Source organism: Xylophilus sp. GW821-FHT01B05 (assembly GCA_038961845.1).
Lineage (GTDB): Bacteria > Pseudomonadota > Gammaproteobacteria > Burkholderiales > Burkholderiaceae_C > Xylophilus.
This window is the reverse complement of sequence record CP152408.1, coordinates 1,655,626-1,670,713: the sequence shown is the minus strand read 5'-3', so window position 1 is coordinate 1,670,713 and position 15,088 is coordinate 1,655,626. Positions and strand designations below refer to the sequence as shown.

Annotated in this window: 13 protein-coding genes; 12 read left to right on the top strand and 1 reads right to left on the bottom strand. The window is 68.1% G+C overall.

The window, feature by feature from the left end; translation table 11 throughout:
• Positions 1 to 9: 9 nt before the first annotated feature.
• From leuD to accD, 9 genes are all read left to right on the top strand, one after another.
• Positions 10 to 660, top strand: a complete 651-nt coding sequence (gene leuD, locus AAFF27_07860) for a 3-isopropylmalate dehydratase small subunit (GenBank protein XAH25094.1) — start codon at positions 10 to 12, stop codon at positions 658 to 660.
• A gap of 80 nt (positions 661 to 740) precedes the next feature.
• On the top strand, positions 741 to 1,829 hold the full coding sequence (gene leuB, locus AAFF27_07855) for a 3-isopropylmalate dehydrogenase (GenBank protein ID XAH26186.1): 1,089 nt from the start codon (positions 741 to 743) through the stop codon (positions 1,827 to 1,829).
• 95 nt (positions 1,830 to 1,924) lie between these two features.
• Positions 1,925 to 3,043, top strand: a complete 1,119-nt coding sequence (gene asd / locus AAFF27_07850; protein XAH25093.1) for an aspartate-semialdehyde dehydrogenase — start codon at positions 1,925 to 1,927, stop codon at positions 3,041 to 3,043.
• Positions 3,044 to 3,359: 316 nt separating this feature from the next.
• Complete coding sequence (locus tag AAFF27_07845) at positions 3,360 to 5,714, top strand: FimV/HubP family polar landmark protein (protein XAH25092.1); 2,355 nt, start codon at positions 3,360 to 3,362, stop codon at positions 5,712 to 5,714.
• A complete protein-coding gene (gene truA / locus AAFF27_07840; GenBank protein ID XAH25091.1) occupies positions 5,714 to 6,517 on the top strand; it encodes a tRNA pseudouridine(38-40) synthase TruA in 804 nt (267 codons plus the stop codon). Before AAFF27_07845 ends, truA begins: the two co-directional genes overlap by 1 nt.
• Positions 6,514 to 7,230, top strand: coding sequence for a phosphoribosylanthranilate isomerase (locus AAFF27_07835; protein XAH25090.1), 717 nt, complete (start codon positions 6,514 to 6,516; stop codon positions 7,228 to 7,230). The genes truA and AAFF27_07835 overlap by 4 nt, the downstream gene beginning before the upstream one ends.
• Before the next feature lie 42 nt (positions 7,231 to 7,272).
• Complete coding sequence (gene trpB / locus AAFF27_07830; GenBank protein ID XAH25089.1) at positions 7,273 to 8,517, top strand: tryptophan synthase subunit beta; 1,245 nt, start codon at positions 7,273 to 7,275, stop codon at positions 8,515 to 8,517.
• 2 nt (positions 8,518 to 8,519) lie between these two features.
• Positions 8,520 to 9,329 carry a tryptophan synthase subunit alpha gene (trpA, locus tag AAFF27_07825; GenBank protein XAH25088.1) on the top strand — a complete coding sequence of 270 codons (810 nt, stop codon included), beginning with the start codon at positions 8,520 to 8,522 and terminating at the stop codon, positions 9,327 to 9,329.
• A 68-nt stretch (positions 9,330 to 9,397) separates the two neighbouring features.
• On the top strand, positions 9,398 to 10,270 hold the full coding sequence (gene accD, locus AAFF27_07820) for an acetyl-CoA carboxylase, carboxyltransferase subunit beta (protein XAH25087.1): 873 nt from the start codon (positions 9,398 to 9,400) through the stop codon (positions 10,268 to 10,270).
• Positions 10,271 to 10,424: 154 nt separating this feature from the next.
• Here accD and AAFF27_07815 read toward each other — a convergent pair whose 3' ends face one another.
• On the bottom strand, positions 10,425 to 10,979 hold the full coding sequence (locus tag AAFF27_07815) for a YggT family protein (GenBank protein XAH25086.1): 555 nt from the start codon (positions 10,977 to 10,979) through the stop codon (positions 10,425 to 10,427).
• Positions 10,980 to 11,027: 48 nt separating this feature from the next.
• On the opposite strand from AAFF27_07815, the gene AAFF27_07810 reads away from it, so the two are divergent.
• From AAFF27_07810 to AAFF27_07800, 3 genes are all read left to right on the top strand, one after another.
• The gene (locus tag AAFF27_07810; protein ID XAH25085.1) at positions 11,028 to 11,669 is read left to right on the top strand and encodes an LON peptidase substrate-binding domain-containing protein; all 642 of its coding nucleotides are present in this window, start codon (positions 11,028 to 11,030) and stop codon (positions 11,667 to 11,669) included.
• Between the two features lie 73 nt (positions 11,670 to 11,742).
• Positions 11,743 to 13,287: a lysine--tRNA ligase gene (gene lysS / locus AAFF27_07805; protein XAH25084.1), complete on the top strand. Its 1,545-nt coding sequence runs from the start codon at positions 11,743 to 11,745 to the stop codon at positions 13,285 to 13,287.
• A 247-nt stretch (positions 13,288 to 13,534) separates the two neighbouring features.
• The gene (locus tag AAFF27_07800) at positions 13,535 to 15,046 is read left to right on the top strand and encodes a hypothetical protein (protein XAH25083.1); all 1,512 of its coding nucleotides are present in this window, start codon (positions 13,535 to 13,537) and stop codon (positions 15,044 to 15,046) included.
• Positions 15,047 to 15,088: the final 42 nt, after the last annotated feature.

The window sequence follows — 15,088 nt, the reverse complement described above, 5'->3', positions numbered from 1 at the left end:
AGACACAGCATGCAGAAATTCACCGTGCACCAAGGCCTCGTGGCCCCGATGGACCGCGAGAACGTCGACACCGACGCCATCATCCCCAAGCAGTTCCTGAAGTCGATCAAGAAGACCGGCTTTGGCGTGAACCTGTTCGACGAATGGCGCTACCTGGACCACGGCGAGCCCGGTCAAGACCCGGCCAGCCGCAAACCCAACCCCGACTTCGTACTGAACCAGCCGCGCTACCAAGGCGCCTCCGTCCTGCTGGCGCGCAAGAACTTCGGCTGCGGCTCCAGCCGCGAGCACGCGCCCTGGGCGCTGGACCAGTACGGCTTCCGCACCATCCTGGCGCCGAGCTTTGCCGACATCTTCTTCAACAACAGCTTCAAGAACGGCCTGCTGCCCATCGTGCTGCCCGAGGCCACCGTGGCCCAACTGTTCGACGAAGCGCTGGCCTTCCCCGGCTACCAGCTCACCATCGACCTGGAGCGCCAGGTCATCGTCAAACCTCAGGGCGAAGAGATCGCCTTCGAGGTCAACGCCTTCCGCCGCTACTGCCTGTTGAACGGCTTTGACGACATCGGCCTGACGCTGCGGCACACGGACAAGATCAAGGCCTTCGAGGCCGAGCGCCTGGCCAGCAAGCCCTGGCTTGCGCACACCATGGTGGGTTAAGAATTTTTAACGAAAAGTGGCATTAGCCCAGGTGCAGACTAGGCTTATAGCTATAAAAAACTGAGCAAACAGCAATGAGTATGAAAATCGCAGTTCTCCCGGGTGACGGCATCGGCACCGAAATCGTCGCTGAAGCGGTCAAGGTCCTGAACGTCCTCGACCTGCCACTGGAGCTGGAAACCGCCGTGGTCGGCGGCGCCGCCTACGAGGCGCACGGCCACCCGCTGCCCGACAGCACGCTGAACCTGGCCAAGTCGGCCGACGCCATCCTGTTTGGCGCCGTGGGCGACTGGAAGTACGACAAGCTGGACCGCCCGCTGCGCCCCGAGCAGGCCATCCTCGGCCTGCGCAAGCACCTGGGCCTGTTCGCCAACTTCCGCCCGGCCATCTGCTACGAGCAACTGGTGGGCGCCTCCAGCCTCAAGCCCGAGCTGATCGCCGGGCTGGACATCCTCATCATCCGTGAGCTGACCGGCGACATCTACTTCGGCCAGCCGCGCGGCCGCCGCATTGCCACCGACGGCCACTTCCCCGGCGCCGAAGAAGCCTTCGACACCATGCGCTATTCGCGCCCCGAGATCGAGCGCATCGCCCACGTCGCCTTCCAGGCCGCACGCAAGCGCAGCAAGCGCGTGACCAGCGTGGACAAGGCCAACGTGCTGGAAACCTTCCAGTTCTGGAAAGACGTGGTGACCGAGGTCGGCAAGGAGTACCCGGACGTCGAGCTTGACCACATGTATGTCGACAACGCCGCCATGCAGCTGGTCAAGGCACCGAAGAAGTTCGACGTGGTGGTCACCGGCAACATGTTCGGCGACATCCTCTCGGACGAAGCCGCCATGCTCACCGGCTCCATCGGCATGCTGCCCTCGGCCAGCCTGAACAGCAAGAACCAGGGCCTGTACGAGCCCAGCCACGGCAGCGCGCCGGACATCGCGGGCAAGGGCATTGCCAATCCTTTGGCTACAATACTGTCCGCTGCCATGATGCTCCGCTTCTCCCTCCAACAAGCCGACGCCGCCGACCGTATCGAGTCCGCGGTGCAGGCTGTGCTTGCCCAGGGGCTGCGCACTGCGGACATCTTCTCTGCCGGTACGACCAAGGTCGGCACCCGCGAGATGGGCGACGCCGTCGTCGCAGCAATCACCAAGACGACCATTAAAGGCTGATACAGCCCGGTTCGTCGCGCCCCCTCCCCGGCCGCACGAGCCGGGCGAAAACAGGTTCTCCCCCACTTTCTGTTTTTGATGCAAAGGGCAATGTGATGAGCAAGGTAGGCAATCTCGTAGGACTGGTTGGCTGGCGCGGCATGGTCGGCTCGGTGCTGATCGACCGCATGCAGGCCGAAGGCGATTTCGACGTCATCGAGCCGGTTTTCTTCTCCACCTCCAACGCCGGCGGCAAGGCCCCGGCGCAGGCCAAGAAGGAAACCGTGCTGCAGGACGCGCACGACATCGACGCCCTGAAGCGCTGCGACATCATCATCACGGCCCAGGGCGGCGACTACACCACCGAGGTCTATCCCAAGCTGCGCGCCGCCGGCTGGAGCGGCTACTGGATCGACGCCGCCTCTACCCTGCGCATGAAGGACGACGCGGTCATCGTGCTCGACCCGGTCAATGACGGCGTGATCCGCTCGGCGCTGGCCAAGGGCGTCAAGAACTACATCGGCGGCAACTGCACCAACTCCATCCTGCTGATGGGCGTGGGCGGCCTGTTCAAGGCTGGCCTGGTCGAGTGGGTCAGCTCCATGACCTACCAGGCGGCCTCGGGTGGCGGCGCCAACCACATGCGCGAACTGCTCAAGGGCATGGGCGTGGTACACGGCGCCGTGGCAGAAGAACTCGCCACGCCGTCGTCGGCCATCCTCGACATCGACCGCAAGGTCGCGCAGACCATCCGCCAGGACGTCCCGACCGAATACTTCGGCGCGCCGCTGGCCGGCGGCCTGATCCCCTGGATCGACGCCCAGCTGGAAAACGGCCAGTCCAAGGAAGAGTGGAAGGGCCAGGCCGAGGTCAACAAGATCCTCGACACCCCCGCCGTGATCCCGGTCGATGGCCTGTGCGTGCGCATCGGTGCCATGCGCTGCCACAGCCTGGCGCTGACCATCAAGCTCAAGCGCGACCTGCCGCTGGCCGAGATCGAAGCCATCATCAAGTCCGGCAACCCCTGGGTGAAGTGGGTGCCGAACGATCGCGCCATCACCGTCAAGGAACTGACGCCGGCTGCCGTCACGGGCGGGCTGGAGATCGGTGTGGGCCGGGTGCGCAAGCTCAACCAGGGACCGGAATACATCTCGGCCTTCGTGATTGGCGACCAACTGCTGTGGGGCGCGGCCGAACCGCTGCGCCGCATGCTGCGCATTCTGCTGGGCGCCTGAGCGCGCATGCTGCGTTGCAGCGGAACCACAAAGTGGGCACCCGCTGCGCTTCCGTGTGAACAGGGCCTCGCGGCGGCGGGCCGTCGCCTTGTCACGAAAAATCATTGATGCTATGGTGCCTCGCTGCATAAGCAGTGTGAGGGCTTGTAACGACATGACGATTGAAGATCGGACGGCCATGAGTGCCGGGACAGCCGGAAGAGAGAACGTACCGGCACCCCGTCGGGCCGCCCGCCCTCAGCGCCTTGCAGCAGTCGCTGCGCTGGTGTTGGGCAGCGTCGTATCTGGCAACGCCAGCGCCTTGGCATTGGGGCGCATGACCATCCAATCGGCGCTGGGCGAGCCCTTGCGCGCCGAGATCGAAGTCCCTGAAATCTCTGCCGGCGAAGCCGAATCGCTGAGCATCCAGCCGGCGTCTGCTGCCACCTTCCGCAGTTCGGGCGTGGAATACAACCCCGCGCTGGCCGGCCTGCAGTTCACCGTAGGCCAGCGGCCGGATGGCCGCACCGTGGTGCGCGTCTCCAGCCCCCGCGCCATCAACGACCCCTTTCTTGAAATCCTGCTGGAAGCCAGCTGGAACGGCGGCAAGGTCTCGCGCAGCTACACCCTGCTGCTGGACCCCCCGGCCAACAGCCGCCCGCCCGCGCAGGCCGCGATCGCGCCGCAGGTCGCCGTAACGGCACCACCGGCACGGCCACCTCTTGCCGCGCCTGCCCCCTTGGCACCGGCGCCAGCGCCAGCCCCCAGCATTGCCAATGCCACGCCTCCAGCGCCTGCACCAGCCCGCACGCCAACCCGGCCCGTAAGCCCGCCCCCGTCGGCCGCGCCACGCGGGGCCGCGCCGGCAGCAGAAGTCACGGTGCGCCCAGGCGATACGGCCGGCCGCATCGCCGCGGCCAACAAGCCGGCCAGCGTCTCGCTCGACCAGATGCTGGTCGCGCTGCTGCAGGCCAACCCGGATGCCTTCATTGGCAACAACATCAACCGCGTGCGTGCCGGCGCCGTGCTGGAAATGCCCGACGCCAGCCAGGCCAGCGCCACGCCGCCCGCCGAGGCGCGCCGCATGGTGGTGGCACAGAGCCGCGACTTCAATGAATTCCGCCGTCGCCTGGCCAGCCGCGCACCAACCGCCGACGTTGGCACGCCCCAGCGCGCCGCCAGCGGCAGCGTGCAGACCGAGGTCGAGGATCGCCGCCCGGCGGCCACCACGCCAGACCGCCTGACCCTCTCCAAGGGCTCGGTCGGCGCCGCCGCCGAAGCCGACCGCGTGGCGCAGGCCAGCCAGGCACGCGACAGCGCTGCCCGCACAGCAGAGCTGTCCAAGAACCTGAGCGAGCTCAACCGCCTGGGCGCAGCCGCCACCGCGGCGGCGCCGGCAGAGCCCCCGGCCGCAACGCCAGCCCCGGCGCCCGCCAATGCACCAGCGGCTGTGGCCGCGACACCCGCCCCCGAGGCAACGCCCGCAGCCCCGGAAGCCGCTCCCGCGCCCGCAGCAGCGGCGCCCGCCACAGCCCCCAAGGTAGCCGTCACCCCGCCGCCAGCCCCAGCGCCGGAAGAAAACAGCCTGCTGGAAGACCCCCGCACCCTCGGCCTGCTGGGCCTGGTGGCGGCCTTGCTGCTGGCCCTGGTGGGCTACCGCGTGCTGAAGCGCCGCCGTGCCGCACAGCAGGACAGCAGCTTCCTGGAAAGCCGCATGCAGCCGGACTCCTTCTTCGGCAACAGCGGCGGCCAGCACGTGGACACCAACGATGCACGGCCCTCGGTGATCTCCACCACCTACTCGCCCAGCCAGCTCGACGCTGGCGGCGACGTGGACCCGCTGGCCGAAGCCGACGTCTACCTGGCCTACGGACGCGACCTGCAGGCAGAGGAAATCTTGAAGGAAGCGCTGCGCCTGCACCCTCAGCGCACCGCCCTGCATGCCAAGCTCGCCGACATCTACGCCAAGCGCAAGGACGTGACCGCCCTCAATGCCCTGGCCACCGATGCCCAGCGCGTGACCAAGGGCGAAGGCGAGGACTGGGGCCGCATCCTGGCGCATGGCCGCGAGCTCGATCCCGCCAATCCGCTGTACCGCGCAGCAGACTCCGAAGCACGCCTGGTCGTGCCGGTAGTGGCAGCAGCCGCCGCCGCATCGGCTGCCGCCGTCGTGACCGCCCCGCTACCCGACACCCCACCCGTAACCGCACCGGCCGCAGAGCCGCTCGCTGACGCCAAAGCCGAAGAAGTGACACCGCCCTCGTTAGACCTGGATTTCGCCAGTTTCCCGATTCCCGCCCCCGCACCACCGGCTGCGCCTGCTGTGAGCACGAACGACGACTTTTCGCTCGACTTCATGCTCGACGACGACGCAATCGCCGCTCCGCCAGCAGCCCCCGCACTCCAGACCCCAGCCGCAGCGCCTGCAGTGGCCAGCAATGCGTTTGAGTTCGACCTGGACGGGCTCAGCCTTGATCTGGGCCCCAGCACAGACAGTGCCGCCGAAACCGCCTCCAAGGACAGCGCCCCGCCATCCGCCGAAGACGCACTGGGCACCAAGCTTGCGCTGGCCGAAGAGTTCAACGCGATCGGCGACGCCGATGGCGCACGCCACCTGATCGAAGAAGTGCTGGCCGAATCCACCGGCAGCCTGCGCAGCCGCGCCGAGCGCATGCTGGCGGAGATGGGCTGATGCCACGGCTGGCGCTAGGCGTCAGCTACAGCGGCCAGGGCTACAACGGCTGGCAAAGCCAGTTGTCGGGCAACACCATCCAGGACCGGCTCGAACACGCACTCAGCCAGTTCGCGGTGCAGCCCGTCTCCACGGTCTGCGCCGGCCGCACCGACACGGGTGTGCACGGCCTGATGCAGGTGGTGCATTTCGACACGCCGCTGGACCGCGACATGAGTTCCTGGGTGCGCGGCACCAACCGCTACCTGCCGCCCGACATCGCCGTGCAATGGGCGCAGGCGGTGCCGGACAGCTTCCATTCGCGCGGCTCGGCCATCCGCCGGCGCTATGCCTATGTGCTACTGCAATCGCCGGTACGGCCCAGCGTGGATGCGGGCCGCGTGGGCTGGGCTTATCGCCCGCTCGACGGCGATGCCATGCGCGCCGCCGCCCTGCACCTGCTGGGCGAACACGACTTCACCTCCTTGCGCGCATCCGCCTGCCAGGCGCGCTCGCCCATCAAGACGCTGCACCGCGCCGACATCACGCGCCGTGGGGCAGAAGACAGCCCTACCGCCTACTGGCGCTTCGAGTTCGAGGCCAACGCCTTCCTGCACCACATGATCCGCAACATCATGGGCTGCCTGCTGGTGATCGGCCAGGGCCAGCAGCCGCCGGAATGGATGCGCGAGGTGCTGGCGGCCCGCTCGCGCGATGCGGCCGCGCCTACCTTTTCGCCCGACGGCCTGTACTTCCTGGGCCCGGTCTACGAGCCGCACTGGGGCCTGCCGACACAGACGGCGCCCTATGATTGGCTGCCATGAGCACTGACACCCCGACACCGCAAGTCCCCCTGCGCACACGCATCAAGATCTGCGGCCTGACGCGCGAGCAGGACGTGGACGCAGCCGTGGCTGCCGGGGCCGATGCGGTTGGCTTTGTGCTCTACGACAAAAGCCCGCGCCATGTGACGCCCGAACGCGCCGCCGCGCTGGCCGCGCGCCTGCCGCCCTGGGTCACGCCGGTGCTGCTGTTTGTCAATGAAGACGCGATGCGGGTGGTGATGGCCTCGGCCCGGGTCGCCGGTGCCATGCTGCAGTTCCATGGCGACGAAAGCCCCGAGCAATGCGAGGCCGCCTCGCAAAACGGCCTGCGCCCCTACCTGCGCGCCGCCCGCATTCCCCTGAACGCGAATGCCCCGCGCTTTGACCTCGTAAAATACGCGTCCGATTACGCCCGCGCCCGGGCCATCCTGCTCGACGCCCATGTCGAGGGCTATGGCGGCGGCGGAAAGACATTCGATTGGTCACTTCTTCCTCCAAGCGTCGACGCTCACCTCGTCTTGAGTGGTGGACTCACACCTGCAAACGTGGGCGATGGCATCGCCGCGCTGCGGCCGCGCGCCAGAACGCTCGCGGTTGACGTCAGCTCCGGGGTTGAGCTTGATGGCCACAAGGGCATCAAGGACCCCGCAAAGATCCAAGCCTTCGTCGCGGCCGTGCGTGCCGCCGACGCCCGGCTTTCCGCCATCCAGTAGCGGCGCCCCGTGGGGCGCTGCCCACTCCACCGGGATTCACACATGTTTGCCTACCAGCAGCCGGACGCGTCCGGCCACTTCGGCGTCTACGGCGGCACCTTTGCCAGCGAGACACTCACCCACGCCATCCAGGAACTGCGCGACGCCTACGCCAGGTACCAGCACGACCCGGAGTTCCTTGAAGAATTCCGCTATGAGCTGGCCCACTTCGTCGGCCGGCCCTCGCCCGTCTACCACGCCGCACGCACCAGCCGCGAGATGGGCGGCGCGCAGATCTACCTGAAGCGCGAAGACCTGAACCACACCGGCGCGCACAAGATCAACAACGTGATCGGCCAGGCCATGCTGGCCCGGCGCATGGGCAAGCCGCGCGTCATCGCCGAGACCGGCGCCGGCCAGCACGGCGTGGCCACGGCCACCATCTGCGCGCGCTACGGCCTGGAATGCGTGGTCTACATGGGCAGCCAGGACGTCAAGCGCCAGAGCCCCAACGTCTACCGCATGAACCTGCTGGGTGCCCAAGTGGTGCCGGTGGAGTCCGGCAGCAAGACGCTGAAGGACGCGCTGAACGAAGCCATGCGCGACTGGGTCACCCATGTCGAGAACACCTTCTACATCATCGGCACCGTGGCCGGCCCGCACCCCTACCCGACCATGGTGCGCGACTTCCAGAGCGTGATCGGCACCGAATGCCTGGTGCAGATGCCCGAGTTCCTGAACGGCGGCCAGCCTGATGCGGTGGTGGCCTGCGTGGGCGGCGGCAGCAATGCCATGGGCATCTTCTATCCCTACATCCCGTTTGAGAACACGCGCCTGATCGGTGTCGAAGCCGCGGGCGAAGGGCTGGATACCGACAAGCACTCGGCCTCCATCCTGCGCGGCAGCCCGGGCGTGCTGCATGGCAACCGCACCTACCTGCTGCAGAACGATGACGGCCAGGTGACCGAAACCCACAGCATCAGCGCCGGCCTGGACTACCCCGGCGTCGGCCCCGAGCACGCCTACCTGGCTGACATCGGCCGCGCCGAATACGTCGGCATCACCGACCAGGAAGCGCTGGCGGCCTTCCACTACCTGTGCCGCACCGAGGGCATCATCCCGGCACTGGAATCCAGCCACGCCGTGGCCCACGCCATGAAACTCGCCAAGACCATGCGGCCGGACCAGTCGATCCTGGTCAACCTCTCGGGCCGGGGCGACAAGGACATCGGCACCGTGGCCGACCTGTCGGGCGCGGACTTCTATGACCGGCCCTCGATGCGCGGCCACGTGGTGAAGGGAGCATGAGCATGAGCCGTATCGCTGCTACCTTCCAGAAACTGCAGGCCCAGGGCCGCAAGGCCCTGATCCCCTATGTCACCGCCGGCTTCCCCTATGCCGACATCACGCCCGAGCTGATGCACGGCATGGTCGCCGCCGGCGCCGACGTGATCGAACTGGGCGTGCCCTTCTCCGACCCCATGGCCGATGGCCCGGTGATCCAGCAAGCCGGCGAACGCGCGCTGGCGCTGGGCGTGGGTACGCGCCAGGTGCTGGAAATGGTCAAGACCTTCCGTACCCAAGATACCCAGACACCCGTGGTGCTGATGGGCTATGCCAACCCCGTGGAGCGCTACAACGGCGTACACGGCGCGGGCGCCTTCGTCCGTGATGCTGCGGCGGCCGGCGTGGACGGCGTGCTGGTGGTGGACTACCCGCCCGAGGAATGCGCCGACTTTGCCGCCCAGCTCAAGGCCCATGGCCTGGACCTGATCTTTCTGCTCGCGCCCACCAGCACCGAGCAGCGCATGGCCCAGGTGGCCGAGGTCGCGGGCGGCTATGTCTACTACGTGTCGCTCAAGGGCGTGACCGGCGCCGGCCACCTCGACACCGCCGCCGTGGAAGCCATGCTGCCGAAGATCCGCCAGCACGTGAAGATCCCCGTGGGCGTGGGTTTTGGCATCCGCGATGCGGCCACTGCCCAAGCCGTGGGCCGCGTGGCCGACGCCGTGGTGATCGGCACCCGCATCATCCAGTTGATCGAGCAGCAGCCGCGCGATGGCGTGGTGCCGGCGGCCCGGGAATTCCTGGCCGGCATCCGGCAGGCCCTGGACGCGTAAAATCAACAGCTTACGGGGCGCTATGCGCCCCGGCTGCCCTCTACCTTCCAGACATCCGGAGAACCTGCATGAGCTGGCTTGAAAAGCTTCTTCCCGCCAAGATCGCCCAGACCGACCCAACCGAGCGCCGCCAGGTGCCCGAAGGGCTCTGGATCAAATGCCCGAGCTGCGAAACCGTGCTCTACAAGACCGATCTGGAGCACAACCAGAACGTCTGCCCGAGCTGTGGCCACCATCACCGCATCGGTGCGCGCACGCGCCTGGACGGCTTCCTGGACCCTGAAGGCCGCTACGAGATCGGCCAGGAAGTGCTGCCGGTCGATGCGCTCAAGTTCAAGGACAGCCGCAAGTACCCAGAGCGCCTGAAAGAGGCCCTGGAAAACACCGGCGAGACCGATGCCCTGATCGTCATGGGCGGCGCCGTGCACAGCATCAACGTAGTGGCGGCCTGCTTCGAGTTCGACTTCATGGGCGGCAGCATGGGCAGCGTGGTCGGCGAGCGCTTCGTGCGCGGCGTCGAGACCGCCGTCGAGCAAAAGGTGCCCTTCATCTGCTTTACCGCCACCGGTGGTGCGCGCATGCAGGAAGGCCTGCTGTCGCTGATGCAGATGGCCAAGACCAATGCCGCGCTCACGCGCCTGGCCAAGAAGGGCCTGCCCTACATCAGCGTGCTGACCGACCCGACCATGGGCGGCGTCTCGGCCGGCTTTGCCTTCGTGGGCGACATCGTCATCGCCGAGCCCAAGGCGCTGATCGGCTTTGCCGGCCCGCGCGTGATCGAATCCACCGTGCGCGTAACCCTGCCCGAGGGCTTCCAGCGCGCCGAATTCCTGCAGACCAAGGGCGCCGTCGACTTCATCTGCGACCGCCGCCAACTGCGCAAGACCGTGGCCAGTTCGCTGGCCATGCTGCAACGGCAGCCGGCTGACGCGGTGGAGTGACTGGAGTGGGAGCCCCCCGGCTTTTCATTCCGCTTCGCTCCATGTAATTCGCCACCCCCCAGGGGGGAGGCAGGCCGGCTTGGGAGCGGCCCGGCGCCGGCCTCGGAGCCCCCCGGCCGCGCTCGCTTCGCAGGCCCGTCCGGCCCCTCTGTCACTACAGCAGCCGCAGCACCTCGCCCTGCAACCCACCCAACACCATCGCCAGAATCTGCAGCAGCACCAGCGCCACCAAGGGCGAGAAGTCGAAGCCGGCTATGGCTGGGAGGTGTCGGCGTAGCGGGGCCAGCAGGGGTTCGCACAGGCGGTCGACGATGGGGCGCAGTGGCGAGTGCGGCTGCACCCAGGACATCACGGCGTAGATGATGAAGAGCGCGGTGAACATCGACACCGCCAGTTGCGCCAGCACGAAGAGCGCAATCACCGGCAGGTAGACGGCCGGGGTGACCGCACCCAGCAGTGCCCACAGCGCCGCGGTCTTGGCCAGCGCCAGCAGGTAGGCGGCCAGCAGGCTGGACACATCCCAGCGCCCCAGCGGCTTCACTATGCGCCGCAGCGGCATCACGATCCAGTCCGTGACCGCAAACACCAGCCGGCCCACCGGGTTGCCGAAGGGCACGCGCTGGGCCTGCATATGCAGCCGCAGCAGGCAGGCGCCACCGATAAAGGCCACCGCGATCTCCAGCAGAAACGAGACGATTTGATAGAGCATGGACAGGCGCCGGACAGGGGTGGATCAGGCGTGGGATGATAGCTGCCGATGCCGCACCAACTGAGCCTCACCTCACTGCCATTGTTCCCTTTGGGAAGCGTTCTTTTCCCCGGCGGCCTGTTGCCGCTGCGCATCTTCGAGGTGCGCTACCTGGACATGATCCGCCGTTGCCACCATGCCGGCGCTCCGTTCGGCGTGGTGGCGCTCACCGAAGGCAGCGAGGTGCGCCGCGCCGGCGCAGGGGCCGAGGCCTTTCACCACGTGGGCACGCTGGCCACCATCGACACCATGGAAAGCCCGCAACCGGGCCTGCTGCTGGTGCGCTGCACCGGCACCCAGCGCTTCCAGGTACAACGGCAAGAGCAACTGCGCCATGGCCTGTGGGTGGCCGACGTGCTCCAGATGCCGGGCGACCTCGCCGTACCGGTGCCCGAGGATTTGCTGCCGGTGGCCGACGCGCTGCGCCAGTTGATCGGCACCCTGGAACAGCGCCCGCACCCTCCCGAAGCCCCACCACTGCCGCTGGCGCCACCTTGGCGGCTGGACGACTGCGGCTGGGTCGCCAACCGCTGGTGCGAGCTGCTGCCGATGCCACTGGAATTGCGCCAGCGCATGATGGCGCTGGACAACCCCGTGGTGCGCCTGGAACTGGTCGGCGACATGCTCGCGCGCGCCGGTATCACGCCTTAACTTTGTGGCCCTCGCCACAAAACTAAAATAGCGGGTTACGCCCGCATCCGGGCGCCTGCCCTTCACACCTTCCATGTCCGAACAGAACCGCCCCGCCACCGCCCCTGCCGCGCCCGCCACCGACGAGAACCAGTTGATCGCCGAGCGCCGCGAGAAACTCAAGGCGCTGCGTGCCGCCCAGGCCGGGGGCGCCGGCGTGGCCTTCCCCAACGACTTCAAGCCGGCTGACCGCGCCACCGCCTTGCAGGCCGCACATGGCGATACCGATGCCGAAGCGCTGGAAGCGCAGGCCGTCCCGGTCAGCGTGGCCGGCCGCATGATGTTGAAGCGCGTGATGGGCAAGGCCAGCTTCGCGACCGTGCAGGACGCGACCAGCCGCATCCAGCTCTACGTCACGCGCGATGCGCTTGGCGAAGAGCTCTACGCCGACTTCAAGCGCTGGGACCTGGGCGACATCGTCGGTGCCGAAGGCACGCTGATGAAGACCAAGACCGGCGAGTTGTCGATCAAGGTCACCAGGCTGCGCCTGCTCACCAAGAGCCTGCGCCCGCTGCCCGACAAGTTCCACGGCATGGCCGACCAGGAGCAGAAGTACCGCCAGCGCTATGTCGACCTGATCACCGACGAAGACGCACGCAAGCGCTTCACGGCGCGCAGCAAGGCCGTGAGTGCGCTGCGCGAATTCATGGTGGCCAACGACTTCCTGGAAGTCGAAACGCCCATGCTGCACCCGATCCCGGGCGGCGCCAACGCCAAGCCCTTCAAGACGCACCACAACGCGCTGGACCAGGAGATGTTCCTGCGCATTGCGCCCGAGCTCTACCTGAAGCGCCTGATCGTCGGCGGCTTCGAGCGCGTGTTCGAGATCAACCGCAGCTACCGCAACGAAGGCATCTCGGTGCGGCACAACCCGGAATTCACGATGATGGAGTTCTACGCGGCCTACTGGAACTACCGCGACCTGATGGACTTCACCGAGACGCTGATCCGCAACATGGCCGAGAAGGCCACGGGCAGCCAGCAGCTCAGCTACGGCGGCAAGCCGGTGGACCTGTCGCAGCCCTTCGAGCGCCTGACCATCCGTGAAGCCATCGTCAAGTACACCGAGGCTGGCGCCAATGTCGATGACGCCACCTGGCTCACCAACGCCGTGAAGAAGCTTGGCCTGACCGAAGAAAAGCACCGCCTGGCCGGCCGCAGCCTGGCCAGCCTGCAGGTGCTGTACTTTGAAGAGACGGTGGAAGAAAAGCTCTGGCAGCCGACCTTCATCATGGAGCACCCGACCGAGATCAGCCCACTGGCACGCGCCAACGACGAGCGCCCCGAAGTCACCGAGCGCTTCGAGCTCTACATCACCGGCCGCGAGTTCGGCAACGGCTTCAGCGAGTTGAATGACGCCGAGGACCAGGCCGCGCGCTTCAACGCCCAGGTCGCGGCCAAGGACAGCGGCGACGACGAAGCCATGTTCTACGACCACGACTTTGTGCGTGCGCTGGAATACGGCATGCCGCCCACTGGCGGCTGCGGCATCGGCATCGACCGGCTGATGATGCTGCTGACCGATTCGCCCAGCATCCGCGATGTGATCCTGTTCCCGGCCCTGCGCCGCGAGGGCTAGTACGGCTTCGCAATCAAAGCGATAACGGCGTTGCTTCGCCTTGCCGTGCTGCAGCACTGTCTGCGGCTTCGCGCCTTGTTCTCACTTCGATTGCAAACCCGTATGGGGCGCAGCGCCCGCGATACCAGCCGTTGCAGTTGTCACCGGCCCTGGCGGCATCATCCGTCAGCGAGCCACCCGGGCCGGGCGTTGACCATGGAAGCGCCCGACGACACCCGAAGGAGCGCCCGCAACCCGGAGGCTCTCCATGCAAAAAACCACCCCCGCCGCTGCCCTTGCCCCCTATACGGGTGCAGCCGGACTGGCACTGGTCGCCCTGGCGATCACCGCCTGCAACGCTCCCGCGCCCCCTGCCGAGCCCGTACAGGCCCCGCCCGCAGCCATGGCACCGGCGCCGGCCCCCGCCGTAGTCCAGGCGCCCGCAGCGGCGCCCCCCGCCCCCCGGCCGGCCTACGCCGCGCCAGCACCTGCCTATAGCGCAGCGCCAACCCCGGCACCGGCCTATGTCGCGCCCCCCGCCGCCAGCTATGCCGAGCCGGCGCTGGAGCAGCCGCCCCCCGTGGTCGTGGCCTGGGCGCCGCCGCCGATGCGGGTCGAGGTGCCACCGCCCCAGCCCTCGCCTGATGCCTACTGGATCGGCGGCTATTGGGCCTGGCAGAACGACTGGGTCTGGGTGCCGGCACGCTGGTCCCGGCCGCCGCGGCCAGAGTACGCCTGGGTCCAGCCCTATTACGAACACCGGGACAACCGGGTGATCTTCGTCAACGGCTTCTGGGCACCGCCGCGCTATGCCTTCCGGCCGCCGCCACCCACACTGAACCTGCAGGTCAATGTCGGCGGAATCGGCATGCAAGGCCTGCTGCCGCTGGGCCCGCAGGGCATCTTCGTGCCGCCGCCACCGGGCTCGCGGCCGGGCTACATCGTGTCTGCGCCGCTGGGCACGCCGCCCGCCGTGGTGCTGGGCGCGCCGCCGGTCATCGCCACCGGCATGCGCATCGAGGGCAATGTGCACAACCGCATGACGCAGATCAACCAGACCACGACGACGATCAACAACCGCAACATCACGCAGAACATCGTCAACAACCACGTGACCATCATTGCCCCGGCGGGTGCCACCAGCGCTGGCCGCGCCTTCCGGGCCGATGTGCCGGCGTCGGCCCACCTGGCCGCCGCCATGGCGCGCCCCGGCGAGGCCGCGCCCGCAGCGCAGGCGCAAATGCCGGTGCAGATGCCAGCGCACAACCCCGCGCCGGCACCGCAAGGTGCGCCGCCCCCCAGGCTCGCCGAGGCACCGGGGCGTGGCTCGCCGCCCTTCGCTGGTGCTCAGCCCGAGCGGCCGCCACATGCAGCCGTGGCCCCCTTTGCCCCGCAAGCCACGCGACCGCCAGAACGGCCCCGCCCCCCGGTACTGGCCGCCGAGCATGGCCCCACCACATCGCCGCAGGCGGCGCCCGCGGCCCGCCCGCCCGAACGGCCGCAGCCCCCGGGGCGCCCACCGCAGGCGGCCACGCCTCAGCATGTGCCGCCTGCCGCACCGCCGCACATGCAGCAGCGCCCCGAGGCTGCCGCCCCACCCCGCCCCCATCCGGCACCAATACCCGTGGCGGCGCCGCACCCGCGGCCCGCGCCACCACCTCCGCAGCACCACGCTGCCCCGCCTCCGCCGCACGCGGCGCAGCCGCCCCGCGCGGCAGCGCCGCGGCATGAGGACAACCGCGGGCACGGCGAGCACGAGGGCAGGCCCGAGCAGCGCTGACCCCGCTCGGCAGAATGGCGTTGCGCGGCGGGAAAGGCGCAC

Coding starts and splice junctions, on each gene's coding strand:
- accD (XAH25087.1), top strand. CDS start 9,398: ATGAGCTGGCTTGAAAAGCTTCTTCCCGCCAAGATCGCCCAGACCGAC.
- lysS (XAH25084.1), top strand. CDS start 11,743: ATGTCCGAACAGAACCGCCCCGCCACCGCCCCTGCCGCGCCCGCCACC.
- AAFF27_07845 (XAH25092.1), top strand. CDS start 3,360: ATGACCATCCAATCGGCGCTGGGCGAGCCCTTGCGCGCCGAGATCGAA.
- leuD (XAH25094.1), top strand. CDS start 10: ATGCAGAAATTCACCGTGCACCAAGGCCTCGTGGCCCCGATGGACCGC.
- trpB (XAH25089.1), top strand. CDS start 7,273: ATGTTTGCCTACCAGCAGCCGGACGCGTCCGGCCACTTCGGCGTCTAC.
- trpA (XAH25088.1), top strand. CDS start 8,520: ATGAGCCGTATCGCTGCTACCTTCCAGAAACTGCAGGCCCAGGGCCGC.
- asd (XAH25093.1), top strand. CDS start 1,925: ATGAGCAAGGTAGGCAATCTCGTAGGACTGGTTGGCTGGCGCGGCATG.
- truA (XAH25091.1), top strand. CDS start 5,714: ATGCCACGGCTGGCGCTAGGCGTCAGCTACAGCGGCCAGGGCTACAAC.
- AAFF27_07815 (XAH25086.1), bottom strand. CDS start 10,979: ATGCTCTATCAAATCGTCTCGTTTCTGCTGGAGATCGCGGTGGCCTTT.
- AAFF27_07835 (XAH25090.1), top strand. CDS start 6,514: ATGAGCACTGACACCCCGACACCGCAAGTCCCCCTGCGCACACGCATC.
- AAFF27_07810 (XAH25085.1), top strand. CDS start 11,028: ATGCCGCACCAACTGAGCCTCACCTCACTGCCATTGTTCCCTTTGGGA.
- leuB (XAH26186.1), top strand. CDS start 741: ATGAAAATCGCAGTTCTCCCGGGTGACGGCATCGGCACCGAAATCGTC.
- AAFF27_07800 (XAH25083.1), top strand. CDS start 13,535: ATGCAAAAAACCACCCCCGCCGCTGCCCTTGCCCCCTATACGGGTGCA.